Here is a 13326-nt window from a genome sequence, read left to right on the forward strand (position 1 = left end):
TTCGGAGATCACGGTGCCCGCCGGCGAGGGCCGCACCGCCGTCGTCGACGTCGGCGACCTGGCCGAGGTCGCCGTCCGGGCACTCACCTGCCGCGACCACGAGGGCCGGGCCTACGAGCTCACCGCATCCGAGGCGCCCACCTGGTCCGAGGTCGCCGCGACGCTCTCGGCCGTGCTCGGCCGGCCGGTGGTCTACCGGCACCCCGGCGCGGTCGCCTTCCTCCGGCACGCACACCGGTCGGGGATCCCGGCCGGGCCGGCCGCCGTCATGACCGGCCTGTACACCGTCACCCGGCTCGGCCTGGCCGACCGCACCACCGGCGACCTCGGGCGGCTGCTCGGCCGCTCCCCCACGACCCTGCGCGCCTTCGCCGAGGCACACGCCGACGCCTGGCGGTGAGTCGTCACCGCAGACGTCGACCAGCGGAGCGCGTCCAGCGAGCACGGCTGCTCGATGGCGCGTCATCCGGGGGACGCAGGCCCGGTGCACGGGTCGCTCGACGCCGATCCGCACCTCACTACCCTCGCCCGGTGGACAAGGGTGGCGAACTCGAGCCTCCCCTCGCGCTGCTGCTCCTCCTCGCCAGCCGATGGTTCGACCACCGGTCCCTGGCCGAGCTGGCGCGACGGGGTTGGCCTCGCCTCTCGTCGGCGCAGTCGTTGCTCTTCGCCTACATCGACGAGGCAGGGACGCCACCGGCGGAACTGGCGCGTCGCCTGGGGAACTCACGGCAGGCGACCCACCAACTCGTCCACGGCCTGGTGCAGCTCGGACTCGTCGAGGTCGGAGACGATCCACGACGTCGCCGTGGCCGACTGGTCCGCCCCTCGGACGAGGGCATGGCCCTGGCGACCGAGGCCGCGGCGATCCTGCGCGAGCTCGAGACCAGCCTGGGAGCAGACCGAGCGCGCGTGCTGCGCGAGCTCCTGGCCGGCTTCCTGGACGAGGCGTGAGACCCGGACGTCACCTCGGGCTCCTGCTCGACCTCACCGGGTGGGAGACGCGCCGCGAAGCCACCAGCGGGTCCGCGAGTCGCTGCTGGACGAGCCCGCCGCACTCCAGCGCAGGGCCGACCCGCTGGTACCGACCGCCGATCTGGCGAACACTGCACTGCGCCACCGCCACGGACCGATACCGAGGGAGCGTGATCCCGTGCTCATCACGACGATGAACGACGTGCCGGGCCACCGGGTCGAGGAGGTGTTCGGAGAGGTCTTCGGGTTGACCGTTCGCTCGCGTCACGCGGGTGCCCAGATCGGCGCGGCGATGAAGTCGCTGACCGGCGGTGAGCTGAAGGGCCTGACCAAGAACTTGGAGGAGAGCCGACAGGAGGCGCTCGAGCGGCTGACCGCCGCCGCCGAGGCCAAGGGCGCTGACGCCGTGGTGGCGATGCGCTTCGACACGACGGAGATGGGCGGCACCTGGAGCGAGGTCTGCGCCTACGGCACAGCGTGTCGGCTGGCCCGGCTCTGAACAGCCCCGGTACCGAGCTCGATGCCTCGGTACCGTCCCGTGTCGTCGTCGATCGTCGTGCTGCACCCCCCGCCCGTCGGACCGGTCGGGTCGCTCCGCTCCGTCGCTGCGGTGGTGGTCCTGGCCCACAGCCGCCGGGCCCCGCGGCCGCGGCACCGGCGGCCGCGGCCGGCTGAGCGGCGTGCCGCCGTCCGTGCGGGTGCTCGCGCGATCCGGAGCCCACGCAGTCACTTGCGGGGCGACCCGGCCTGCCTGGGCTCAACGCGGCCGGGTCTGACGAACTCGCCCGCGCTCCAGGAGCTCGTTCGCTGCACTCAGCATGCGCGGCAGCCGCTGCTGTCGCGAACCGGCGGACTCCGGGCTGCTGCGGTAGGAGCCGAGCACGCGCGGCGCCCGTGCGGCGCGGGGGCACCTCCGTTCAGGACCACTCACACGAGCGGACCGGCCCACAGCGGTCACGCGCTGGCGGCCATGGCGACGCCGGGCGTCGCCGGCTCGTGCGACCCCAGCTCTCCACCACGTGGGTCGTGCCCTGGTGAGGCGGTGGTGTCCGTTGCCGGCGGCGGGACACTGGTCGGCGACGTCGGCCTCGACCCGGTCACGCGGGGACACCACGACGCCCCGCCCAGCCGCAGGTCCCCAGCCGCACGCGTCGCCGCGGTGTTCCGACTCCGCGCGTCTGTGATCCGAGACGGTCATGGCCGGGCGGGGCTGTGTCGCCGGCGCCCGGACGGTGTGCGATGAGGAGCATGCAGACGCAGCAGCTCCCGCCCGACGAGGAGCACCCGACGGCCGCGGAAGGCGGTCGGCCGGCGGGGACCGGGTCGCTGGACCGGAGCCTCGAGCGGAGCTGGGCAGCACTGGCCGACGTCGGCCGCGACCCCACGACGGGCGGCTACCGACGGTTCGCCTGGACGCCGGCGGACGCGGAGATGCGCGACTGGTTCGCCGAGCAGGCAGCGCGGCGCGGGATGTCCTGCGAGCGGGACCGCAACGGCAACCAGTGGGCCTGGTGGGGCGCGCCGGCACCCGGTGCCGTGGTGACCGGCAGCCACCTGGACAGCGTCCCGGACGGCGGGGCCTACGACGGCCCGCTCGGCGTGGTCTCCGGTTTCCTGGCCGTGGACGAGCTGCGCGCCCGCGGGGTGACTCCGGAGCGCCCGATCGCGGTTGTGGACTTCAGCGACGAGGAGGGCGCCCGGTTCGGCGTGGCGTGCACCGGCAGCCGGCTGCTGACCGGCGCGCTCGACCCCGACCGGGCGCGGGGGCTGCGTGACCGGGACGGCGTCACGCTCGCCGAGGCGATGCGTCGCGCCGGAGCGGATCCGACCGCCATGGGCCAGGACGAGGAAGCCCTCGCCCGGATCGGCACCTACGTGGAGCTGCACGTCGAGCAGGGCCGGTCGCTGGTGCACCACGACCAGCCGGTCGGCGTGGCCACGGCCATCTGGCCGCACGGACGCTGGCACTGCCGCTTCGACGGCGAGGCCAACCACGCCGGCACCACCCGGTTGGTGGATCGGCGCGACCCGATGCTGCCGTTCGCCTCCACGGTCCTGGCGGCCCGTGCGCTCGCCCACCAGGCCGGTGGCGTGGCGACGTTCGGCAGGGTGCAGGTCTCCCCGAACGGGACCAACGCCATCCCCTCCACCGTCGAGGCCTGGCTGGACAGCCGCGCTCCCGACGACGCCACGGTCGCCCGGCTCGTCGCCGAGATCACCGCCACCGCCGAGCGCGCGGCCGCCTTCTCCGGCACGACGGTGCAGGTGTCCCAGGAGTCGTACACCCCCGTCGTGGGCTTCGACGAACGGCTGCGCGACCGCATCGGCACCCTGCTCGGCGGCATCCCCGCCCTGCCCACCGGCGCCGGACACGACGCGGGGGTCCTCTCGGCCCGCGTGCCCACCGCCATGCTCTTCGTCCGCAACCCCACCGGCGTCAGCCACAGCCCGGCCGAACACGCTCCTGCTGACGACTGCGCGACCGGGGTGCGCGCCCTGGCGACGGTGCTGGAGGACCTCGTCACCGGGGACCTCGCATGCCGGTGACGCGGTTCTTCGCCGATCACGCCTGGCTCGGGGACGACCAGGTCCGAGCCGACGTGCTGATCGAGGTCGACGGCGAACGGATCACGGCGGTGCAGCCGGGAGCGGACCGCCCCGCCGACGCGGTGCACCTGCGGGGCGTCACCGTGCCCGGCCTGGCCAACAGCCACTCCCACGCCTTCCACCGCGCCCTGCGGGGACGCACGCACCACTCCGGTGGGACGTTCTGGACCTGGCGCGAGGACGTGTACGCAGTCGCCGCCGCCCTGACCCCGGACTCCTACCACGCGCTGGCCCGGGCCACCTATGCCGAGATGGCGCTGGCCGGGATCACCTGTGTCGGCGAGTTCCACTACGTGCACCACGGCCCGGGCGGAGCCCCCTACGCCGATGCCAACGCGATGGGGCAGGCGCTGCTCGCGGCCGCCGCCGACGCGGGCATCCGGATCACGCTGCTCGACACCTGCTACCTGACCGGCGGTGCGGGGCGGGCCCTGCGGGGACCGCAGCTGTGCTTCGGTGACGGGGACGCCGAGGCCTGGGCGCACCGCGCGTCGGATCTGCGCGGCGCTCCCCACGCCCGCACCGGCGCGGCGCTCCACTCGGTGCGCGCGGTGCCCGCCGACCAGATCGGGACCGTCACGGCGTGGGCCGAGGAGCGGCAGGCGCCCCTGCACTTCCACCTGTCCGAGCAACGGGCGGAGAACGAGGACTGCCTGGCGGCCACCGGCCGGTCACCGACCCAGCTGCTCGCCGACTCCGGCGCACTCGGCCCGCGGTCCACCGCCGTGCACGCCACCCACGTGACGAGCACCGACATCGGCCTGCTGGGCCGGTCGGCCACGACCACCTGCGTGTGCCCCACGACCGAGCGGGACCTCGCCGACGGCATCGGCCCGGCCCGCGCCCTGGCCGACGCCGGATCGCCGCTGTCGGTCGGCAGCGACAGCCACGCCGTCATCGACGTCTTCGAGGAGGCCCGCGGCGTGGAGCTCGGCGAGCGGCTGGCGACCGAGCGGCGCGGCCACTGGCCGGCCGGCGACCTGCTCCGCGCCGCCACACGGGACGGGCACGCCTGCCTGGGCTGGCCGGACGCCGGGACCCTGGCCGTGGGGGCCCTCGCCGACTTCGTCACGGTCGGGCTGCACTCGGTTCGCCTGGCCGGCGCACAGCCGGCCACCCTCCTCGAGTCGCTCGTGTTCGCCGCGACCGCCACCGACGTGCAGGAGGTCGTCGTCGGCGGACGCCGGATCGTGGCGGACGGGCGGCACACCCGGGTGGACGACGTCCCCGAGGCTCTCGGCTCGGCCGTCTCGGCGGTGCTGCCGTGAGCAGTGTGCTCATCGACGGCATCGGCAGCCTCCTCACCAACGACCCGTCCCTCGGGAAGGGCCCCCTGGGCCTGCTACCCGATGCCGCCCTGGTCCTCGACGACGGCGTGGTGGCCTGGGTGGGGCCCCGCAGTGCCATCCCGGAGGGAGCCGCGGCCGAGCGGGTCGACGCGGGCGGCCGGGCGGTCCTGCCCGGGTTCGTCGACAGCCACGGTCACCTGGTCTTCGCCGGCGACCGTGCCACGGAGTTCGCCGCCCGGATGTCGGGCCGGCCCTACACCGCCGGCGGGATCCGCAGCACCGTCTCGGCGACCCGGGCGGCGTCCCGGCAGGAGCTCTCGCGCACCACCGCCGGCCTCGTCGGCGAGGCGCTGCGGTCGGGCACCACGACGGTGGAGTGCAAGTCCGGCTACGGCCTCACCGTCGACGACGAACAGCGCAGCCTCGAGGTCGCCGCCGAGCACACCGACGAGCTGACCTTCCTCGGTGCCCACGTCGTCCCTCCGGAGTACGCGGACCGTCCGGACGACTACGTCGACCTGGTGTGCACGGCGATGCTCGAGGCCTGCGCGCCGGCGGCGAGGTGGATCGACGTGTTCTGCGAGCGCGGCGCGTTCGACGCCGACCAGACCCGGGCCGTCCTGCGTGCCGGTGTCGCCCGCGGGTTGCTCCCGCGCGTGCACGCCAACCAGCTCGGTCCCGGGCCGGGGGTGCAGATCGCCGTCGAGTTCGACGCCGCCTCCGCCGACCACGTCACCCACGTCACCGACGACGACGTGGAAGCGCTGGCGTCCAGCCGGACGGTCGCCACCCTGCTCCCGGGGGCGGAGTTCTCCACCCGGGCGGCCTATCCCGACGCCCGCCGCCTGGTCGATGCCGGGGTCACGGTCGCGCTGGCCGCCGACTGCAACCCCGGGTCGAGCTTCACGACCAACATGCCCTTCTGCATCGCCGTCGCGGTCCGGGACATGCGGATGACCCCGGACGAGGCGGTCTGGGCGGCCACGCTCGGCGGAGCCCGGGCGCTGCGGCGGACCGACGTCGGTCACCTCGCGGTCGGCGCCCGAGCCGACGTGGTCCTGTTGGACGCGCCCTCCCACGTGCACCTGTCCTACCGGCCCGGGGTGCCGCTCGTGGCGCAGGTGTGGCGCGGCGGCGTGGCCACGGGCGGCGACCGCTCCCCCGCCCTGGCATGACCCGCACGGTCCGGCGCGCCGACGGGACCGTTCGCCGTCCACGGGCACGGCGGGCGAGCCCGGCCGACTCGTCCGTGTCGCCGCTCGCGTCAGCGGGTCGGTCCGTCCCCCTCCTGCACGGGGATGCGGACGCCGCGCTCCTCGGCCACCTGTCGGGCGAGGTCGTAGCCGGCGTCGACGTGCCGGATCACGCCCATCCCCGGGTCGTTGGTCAGCACGCGGGCGAGCTTGGCCGCGGCCAGTTCCGTCCCGTCGGCCACGCTGACCTGGCCGGCGTGCAGGGAGCGGCCGATGCCGACGCCGCCGCCGTGGTGGATGGACACCCAGCTCGCACCGCTGGCGGTGTTGACCAACGCGTTGAGCAGCGGCCAGTCGGCGATCGCGTCCGAGCCGTCGGCCATCGCCTCGGTCTCCCGGTACGGGGAGGCCACCGAGCCGCAGTCGAGGTGGTCCCGGCCGATGACGATCGGCGCGCTGACCTCACCGGAGGCGACGAGCTCGTTGAACCGGAGTCCGGCCCGGTCGCGCTCGCCGTAGCCGAGCCAGCAGATGCGCGCCGGCAGCCCCTGCCAGGAGACCCTGTCCTGGGCCGCGCGGATCCAGCGCTGCAGGTGGTCGTCGTCGGGGAACAGGTCGAGGACGGCCCGGTCGGTGGCCGCGATGTCCTGGGGGGCTCCGCTGAGCGCCACCCAGCGGAACGGTCCCTTGCCCTCGCAGAACAGCGGCCGGATGTAGGCCGGCACGAAGCCGGGGAAGGCGAACGCCCGGGCGAACCCGCCGAGTCGGGCCTCGTCGCGGATGGAGTTGCCGTAGTCGAACACCTCGGCCCCGGCGTCCAGGAAGCCGACCATGGCCTCCACGTGCTTGGCCATGGTCGCCCGGGCGCGGTCGGTGAACTCCTCGGGCTTGGTCTCGGCGTAGTCGTGCCAGTCGCCCAGGTCCACGCCCTCGGGCAGGTAGCTCAGGGGGTCGTGCGCCGAGGTCTGGTCGGTGACGACGTCGATCTCGACCCCGCGCCGCAGCAGCTCGGGGACGACGGTGGCGGCGTTGCCGACCAGCCCCACCGACAGGGCCCGCCGGTCGCGCTTGGCGGCCAGGCAGCGGGTGACCGCGTCGTCGACGTCGGTGGCGACCTCGTCGAGGTAGCGGTGCTCGACCCGGCGGCGGAGGCGGCTCCCGTCGACGTCCACGACGAGGCAGACGCCGCCGTTGAGGGTGACCGCGAGCGGCTGGGCACCGCCCATGCCGCCGCAGCCGCCGGTGAGGGTCAGCGTGCCGGCCAGCGTGCCGCCGAACCGCTTGGCGGCGACGGCGGCGAAGGTCTCGTAGGTGCCCTGCAGGATGCCCTGGGTGCCGATGTAGATCCACGAGCCGGCGGTCATCTGCCCGTACATGGTCAGGCCCAGCTGCTCCAGGCGGCGGAACTCCGGCCAGGTGGCCCAGTTCCCGACCAGGTTGGAGTTGGCGATGAGGACCCGCGGCGCCCACTCGTGGGTGCGCATGACCCCGACGGGGCGGCCGGACTGGACCAGCATCGTCTCGTCCTCGCGCAGGGTGGTCAGGGTGCGGACCATGGCGTCGAAGCTCCCCCAGTCCCGGGCCGCACGGCCGGTGCCGCCGTAGACCACGAGGTCGTCGGGGCGTTCGGCCACCTCCGCGTCGAGGTTGTTCTGCAGCATCCGCAGCGGTGCCTCGGTCTGCCAGCTCCTGGCGGTCAGCGTGGTCCCGCGGTGGGCGCGGACCGGCCGTGCTCCGTTCATGACGGGTACTCCTCGCGGTGTGTGGGTGGTCCGGTTCGGCGGCACCCCGCCGTGGTGGCGCGGATCCGGTCGGATCAGGACAGGGCGTGGGCCGGGATGGCCTCCCGGGCGGCGGCGAGGACGGCGCCGGTGCGCACCGCTTCGACGACGGCATCGATCTCGGGGGCGAGGTGGCGGTCGGGGCCCGGGCCCGCCACACCGGTCGCCCGGACGGCGTCCCGCACCGCCGCCGTGGCGGGCGCCGGCTCCAGGGGGGCGCGCAGGTCCAGAGCCCGGGCGGCGGTGAGGACCTCGATCGCGAGCACGCGGGTCAGGCCGTCGATCGCGCGGCGCAGCTTGCGTGCCGCGGCCCAGCCCATGGACACGTGGTCCTCCTGCATCGCCGAGGAGGGGATCGAGTCGACGCTGGCCGGTACGGCCAGCCGCTTCAGCTCGCTGACGATCCCCGCGGCGGTGTACTGGGCGATCATGTGGCCGGAGTCGACCCCGGGGTCGTCGGCCAGGAACGGTGGCAGTCCGTGGTTGCGGGCGACGTCGAGGAAGCGGTCGGTGCGCCGCTCGCTCATGCTGGCCACGTCGGCGACCGCGATCGCCAGGAAGTCGAGGACGTAGCCGACGGGGGCACCGTGGAAGTTGCCGTTGGACTCCACGCGGCCGTCGACGGTCACCACCGGGTTGTCGATGGCGGAGGCCAGCTCCCGGCCGGCGACCGCGTCGGCATGGGCGACGGTGTCCCGCGCGGCCCCGTGGACCTGCGGCGCGCAGCGCAGTGAGTAGGCGTCCTGCACGCGGGTGCACGCCGGCCCCCGGTGGCTGGCCATCACCCCGCTGCCGGCCAGCAGGGCACGCAGGTTGGCCGCCGAGTCGGCCTGCCCGGGGTGGGGCCGCAGCGCCTGCAGGTCCGCGGCGAAGACGGCGTCGGTGCCCATGAGCGCCTCCACGCTCATGGCCGCGGCCACGTCGGCCGTGGTCAGCAGCCGGCGCAGGTCGGCCAGGGCGATCACCAGCATGCCCAGCATGCCGTCGGTGCCGTTGACCAGCGCGAGACCCTCCTTCTCGGCCAGCTCGACCGGCTCGACCCCGTTCGCGCGCAGGGCCTCGACGGCCGGCCGCAGTCTTCCGTCCGCGTCGCGCACCTCGCCCTCACCCATGAGCGCCAGAGCGACGTGGGCCAGGGGCGCCAGGTCGCCGGAGCAGCCCAGCGAGCCGTACTCGCGCACCACGGGGGTGAGGCCGGCGTCGAGCATCGCGGCGTAGGCCCGGGCCGTCTGGACCCGCACGCCGGTGCGGCCGGTGGCCAGCGTGGACAGCCGGAGCAGCATCAGCGCGCGGATGACGTCGCGCTCCACCTCCGGACCGCTGCCCGCCGCGTGGGAGCGGATCAGGCTGCGCTGCAGCTGGGCCCGCATCTCGGCGGGGACGTGCGTCGTCGCCAACGCGCCGAAACCGGTGGAGACGCCGTAGTGCGCCCGCTCGTCGCTCGCCAACGACTCGACGACCTCCCGGCTGCGGGCGATCTCGGTCACCGCGTCCTCCGCGAGCCGGACGCCGACGCCGTGCCTGGCCACCCGCACGACGTCGTCGGCGTCGACCGGCCCGGTGCCCACTGCGATCTGCTCTGCACTCACGTGACCCATGGCACACCCCGGACGGCGCAGATCCCAGCCGTCTAGCCGGAGTGCTGTCCGGGATGCCAGACACCGCCATACCCTGGAGGAGTGGCTGCGAGCGCGGATGACGGCCCCTCGAAGCCCCGCGGAGGAGTACCTGCGGCCCGGCAGGCCCTCGCGGTCCTGCAGGCGATGGCGCGCCAGCCCGGACCGGTCCCGGCGGCAGCGCTGGCCAGGGACCTCGGCCTTCCGCGGTCGACGACGTACCACCTGCTGGCCGAGCTGGTGACCGCCGGCTTCGTCGTCCACCTGCCCGAGGAACGCCGGTACGGCCTCGGTGTGAGCGCCTTCGAGCTCGGCACGGCCTACCTGCGGCAGGAGCCGCTCGCCCGGCTGGCCCGACCCGTGCTGGGCCGGCTGGTCGACGCCGTCGGTCACACCGCGCACCTGGCGGTGCTGCACGGACGCGAGGTCCTCTACGTCGTCGAGGAACGCGCACCAGGTCGGCCTCCCCTGGTCACCGACGTCGGCGTTCGACTGCCGGCCCAGCTCACCGCCAGCGGGCGGATCGTGCTGGCCCACCTGCCGGCGCCCCACGTCCGCGCGCTCTTCCCCGACGCCGGCGCGTTCGTCGAGCGACACGGCACGGGACCGGCGTCGTTGTCCGCCCTGCGGCGCGTCCTGTCCGAGGCCCGCCAGGTGGGGTACGCCACCGAGGACGGACACGTGACACCGGGCTTCGCCTCGGTCGCGGCAGCCGTCTACGACCACTCCGGGCATCCCGTGGCCGGCGTCGCCGTGACCTTCCCGTCCGAGGTCGTGGACACCGACGCTCGGACACGGCTGGCTCTCCGGGTGACCAGGGCCGCGGCCGAGCTGACCCGCCGGATCGGAGGCCGCTCCCCCGCACGGGCGTGAGCGCGTGACCGGCGGTCCCGCGCGCGGTGGGCGTCCCTCCGCGCAGCACTCCCCGCGCCGGGCTCCCTCGTCTCACGAGGGCGGCGCGTGGTGGCGACGGCGGCGGCGTTGGCGGCCACGACCACGGCGATGCCGGTCCACTCGTGCGCTGCCAGGGCCTGGTCGAGCAGGACGGTGCCGACCAGCGCGGCCAGTACGGGGTGGATGCTCATGAAGACCCCGAAGAACCGGGGCGGCACGAAGCGCAGCGCGGTCAGGTCGGCGGCGTAGGGGACGACCGAGGACAGCACCCCGGCGGTGAGGGCGTAGCCCAGCGGTGCGCCGGCGAGCCGGCCGTCCGCGGCGAGCAGGACCAGCACGGGGAGGTGGGCCAGCGCGCACACCGTGGCGGCGAGGGCCGGGGCCTGCAGTCCGGGCAGGCGGGCGCCGGCGACGCGGTTGAGCACGATGTAGGCCGCCCAGCAGGCGGCGGCCGCCAGGCCCAGAGCGAGCCCGAGGTGGTCGCTGGAGGAACCGGGCAGGACCAGCACGTAGACGCCGGCCGCGGCAGCGCCGGCGAGCAGCAGGTCCCGGCGGGAGCGCGAGCCGGCCAGCGCGACCCCGAGCGGGCCGAGGAACTCCAGCGTCACCGCCAGCCCCAGCCCGATGCGGTCGATGGCCGTGTACAGCGACAGGTTCATGCAGCCGAACACCACCGCCAGCACCAGCACCGGCCACCACTGGGACCAGGTCATCCGCCGCAGCGGCGGACGGGCGAGCGGCAGCAGCACCGCCGCGGCCACCACCTGGCGCACCGCCACCACGCCGGCCGGGCCGACCGTCCCGAAGGCGTGCGCGCCCAGGGCGGCCCCGACCTGGTTGCTGAGCGCGCTGGACAGCATCATCGCCCCTCCGCGCAGTGGCGACCGTCCCGACCGCCACGTGCGCTGGTCGCTGATCCGAGCCCGGGCTGTGGTCACCTGCCCGAGTATCAGCACGCCGCCGCCATGAGGGAAATGCCGATCTCGCGTCCGGCGATACGGTTGACGTATGGACGTGGAGGTGCGGCAGTTGCGGGCGCTGCTGGCGGTCGTGGACGCCGGCACGTTCACCGGCGCGGCTGCGACGCTCCGGGTGTCGCAGGCGTCGGTGTCGCGGACCGTGGCCGCGCTGGAACGCGCGCTCGGCGCCCGCGTCCTGCAGCGCACGACCCGCGAGGTGTCGCTCACCGCCGTCGGTGCCCGTGTCGTCGGGCACGCACGGCGGGTCCTCGAAGAGGTCGCCGCGATCGAGCGCGCCGCCGAGCAGACCCGCGGCGACGTGCGGATCGGCTACGCCTGGGCGGCGCTGGGGCGGCACACCACCGCGGTGCAGCGGCGCTGGTCGGACAGCCATCCCGGGTCGGCGCTGGTCTTCGTCCAGTCCATCTCCCCCACCGCGGGTCTGACCGAGGGCACCGCCGACGTCAGCGTGCTGCGCCGCCCGGTCAGCGACGCGCGCCTGCGCACCGCCCTGCTCGGCGTCGAACGGCGCTACGCCGCCGTCGCCGCCGACGACCCGCTGGCCCGCCGCCGCAGCGTGAGCCTCAACGACTTCGCCGGCCGCACCGTCGCCCTCGACAGCCTCACCGGCACCACCACCGACGAGCTGTGGGCCCCACCGGCCGCACCCGCCGCCACGCGCACCGTCCGCGGGGTCGACGAGTGGCTCACCGTCATCGCCGCCGGCCAGGCCCTCGGCATCACCGCCGAGGCCACCGCCACCCAGCACCCCCGCCCCGGGGTCGTCTACCGGCCCGTCCGCGACGCACCACCCGTCCCGGTGTGGCTCACCTGGTGGACCGACAGCCCCCCACCCGACATCGAGGCGCTCCTGCAACTCATGTGCGAGCAGTACGCATCCGGCACCCCCGGCGGCCCCCGGGGACGCTGACCCCGCGGGCTGCGCATCGGCGAGGCCCGCAGCCTGACCTGGGACGCCCGTCGCTGCACCGTCGGGCGCACCGGTGGTGACGCTGGGCGCTCCACAGCCGTGGATGCCCCTGCTCGCGACAGGGGCATCCACGGGGTGACGCCGCGCCGCGGCGTCGGCGGCGGACTCAGGCGGCTCGTCCGGTCCGCCCCAGGCCGACGGCCGACGAGGTGCGCACCACGACCCGCGCCAGGCGGGAGACCGCTGAGTCGGGCGCGGGGATCGCCATCGGCCGGACGCGGCCGTTGTGGATGGCGGTGAACTGCCATCCCTCGTCGGTGCGCACGGCGACGAGGGTGTTGCGGGTGAGCCGCCGCTTGGGCAGCTCCGTCCGCCAGGCGACGAGGACCGAACCGGTCCCGTGGAGCAGCGCGACGTCCTCACCCAGGTGACGGATGGCCTCGACCTCGCCCACCAGTGCGGAGCCGAAGAGCACCCCGCGGAACAGCCGGTCATGTGCTTCCACCATGGCGGCGCGGCCCTGCGCCCGGGTGCCGTCGAACGAGACGTAGTCGCAGTCCTCGGTGAAGCAGGTGCCGTAGGCGACGGCGTCGCCGTCCGACCACGCCTGGCACATGCGCTGGAACAACTGGGTCAACTGGAGGTCGTCAGGGTCGGTCATCGCGTTCTCCCGTCGGGATCGTGGGACGGGTTCCACCATCGGGGAGCCCGTCGGCTGTCTCCATCCGCCGATCGGGAGGTTCGGTGCACGCCGTCCCCGGTCGGGTCTGCCTCTCGGGGTGCGGCTCCGGGGCCTGGCACGTCGGCACCGGGCGGAGGCGGCGAGGGCCGTGGCAGACGAGGGCGGCTTCGCCGTCGTGGGTGCGATCCCGACGGCCGCAGCCGGGGGACGTACGGATCGAGACCGCCCGCGGAGCCACGACCGCCGAGATCGCGGCTCGTCTCCACCTCGCCGAACCCACGGTCGAGACAGACGTCGGCCGGATCCTGGCCGAGCTCGGCCTGGGCGACCGGGTGCACATCGTCATCCGTGCGTACGAGAGCGGTCTCGTGCGCCGCGGCGGCCGCTGAGCGTCGGGAC

Annotated in this window: 12 protein-coding genes and 1 pseudogene; 9 read left to right on the forward strand and 4 right to left on the reverse strand. The window is 75.0% G+C overall.

All coding sequences use genetic code 11. The annotated features are described in order from the left end of the window. From ABQ292_RS14420 to hutI, 6 genes are all read left to right on the forward strand, one after another. Nucleotides 1-400, forward strand: a 400-nt coding sequence (locus ABQ292_RS14420) for a Rossmann-fold NAD(P)-binding domain-containing protein (RefSeq protein ID WP_499803396.1), incomplete at its 5' end; no start/stop codon positions are given. Nucleotides 401-531: 131 nt separating this feature from the next. Next, complete coding sequence (locus tag ABQ292_RS14425; protein WP_369207506.1) at nucleotides 532-954, forward strand: MarR family transcriptional regulator; 423 nt, start codon at nucleotides 532-534, stop codon at nucleotides 952-954. A 199-nt stretch (nucleotides 955-1153) separates the two neighbouring features. Next, the gene (locus tag ABQ292_RS14430) at nucleotides 1154-1474 is read left to right on the forward strand and encodes a YbjQ family protein (protein WP_369207508.1); all 321 of its coding nucleotides are present in this window, start codon (nucleotides 1154-1156) and stop codon (nucleotides 1472-1474) included. A 749-nt stretch (nucleotides 1475-2223) separates the two neighbouring features. After that, on the forward strand, nucleotides 2224-3522 hold the full coding sequence (locus ABQ292_RS14435) for an allantoate amidohydrolase (protein WP_369207510.1): 1299 nt from the start codon (nucleotides 2224-2226) through the stop codon (nucleotides 3520-3522). Continuing rightward, on the forward strand, nucleotides 3513-4850 hold the full coding sequence (locus ABQ292_RS14440; protein WP_369207512.1) for a formimidoylglutamate deiminase: 1338 nt from the start codon (nucleotides 3513-3515) through the stop codon (nucleotides 4848-4850). The genes ABQ292_RS14435 and ABQ292_RS14440 overlap by 10 nt, the downstream gene beginning before the upstream one ends. Beyond that, nucleotides 4847-6046: an imidazolonepropionase gene (gene hutI, locus ABQ292_RS14445; RefSeq protein WP_369207514.1), complete on the forward strand. Its 1200-nt coding sequence runs from the start codon at nucleotides 4847-4849 to the stop codon at nucleotides 6044-6046. Before ABQ292_RS14440 ends, hutI begins: the two co-directional genes overlap by 4 nt. Before the next feature lie 89 nt (nucleotides 6047-6135). On the opposite strand, the gene hutU is transcribed toward hutI, so the two are convergent. Next, complete coding sequence (gene hutU, locus ABQ292_RS14450) at nucleotides 6136-7806, reverse strand: urocanate hydratase (RefSeq protein WP_369207516.1); 1671 nt, start codon at nucleotides 7804-7806, stop codon at nucleotides 6136-6138. A gap of 74 nt (nucleotides 7807-7880) precedes the next feature. Continuing rightward, entirely contained in the window at nucleotides 7881-9434 is a 1554-nt protein-coding gene (gene hutH, locus ABQ292_RS14455) for a histidine ammonia-lyase (RefSeq protein WP_369207518.1), read from the reverse strand. A gap of 90 nt (nucleotides 9435-9524) precedes the next feature. Between hutH and ABQ292_RS14460 the strand changes: the two genes are divergently transcribed. Then, entirely contained in the window at nucleotides 9525-10334 is an 810-nt protein-coding gene (locus ABQ292_RS14460) for an IclR family transcriptional regulator (protein WP_369207520.1), read from the forward strand. 122 nt (nucleotides 10335-10456) lie between these two features. Here ABQ292_RS14460 and ABQ292_RS14465 read toward each other — a convergent pair. Beyond that, nucleotides 10457-11218: pseudogene (locus ABQ292_RS14465) on the reverse strand (EamA family transporter); the annotation flags it as partial. A 145-nt stretch (nucleotides 11219-11363) separates the two neighbouring features. Here ABQ292_RS14465 and ABQ292_RS14470 point away from each other — a divergent pair. Beyond that, a complete protein-coding gene (locus ABQ292_RS14470; RefSeq protein ID WP_369207522.1) occupies nucleotides 11364-12245 on the forward strand; it encodes a LysR family transcriptional regulator in 882 nt (293 codons plus the stop codon). 166 nt (nucleotides 12246-12411) lie between these two features. Here ABQ292_RS14470 and ABQ292_RS14475 read toward each other — a convergent pair whose 3' ends face one another. Then, the gene (locus ABQ292_RS14475; protein ID WP_369207524.1) at nucleotides 12412-12906 is read right to left on the reverse strand and encodes an SgcJ/EcaC family oxidoreductase; all 495 of its coding nucleotides are present in this window, start codon (nucleotides 12904-12906) and stop codon (nucleotides 12412-12414) included. A 200-nt stretch (nucleotides 12907-13106) separates the two neighbouring features. On the opposite strand from ABQ292_RS14475, the gene ABQ292_RS14480 reads away from it, so the two are divergent. Next, nucleotides 13107-13316 (forward strand): response regulator transcription factor, encoded by a 210-nt coding sequence (locus ABQ292_RS14480; RefSeq protein ID WP_369207526.1) that lies wholly within the window; start codon nucleotides 13107-13109, stop codon nucleotides 13314-13316. The last annotated feature ends 10 nt before the right edge of the window (nucleotides 13317-13326 follow it).

The sequence above is a fragment of the Geodermatophilus maliterrae genome (assembly GCF_041018925.1).
GTDB classification, from domain to species: Bacteria; Actinomycetota; Actinomycetes; order Mycobacteriales; family Geodermatophilaceae; genus Geodermatophilus; species Geodermatophilus maliterrae.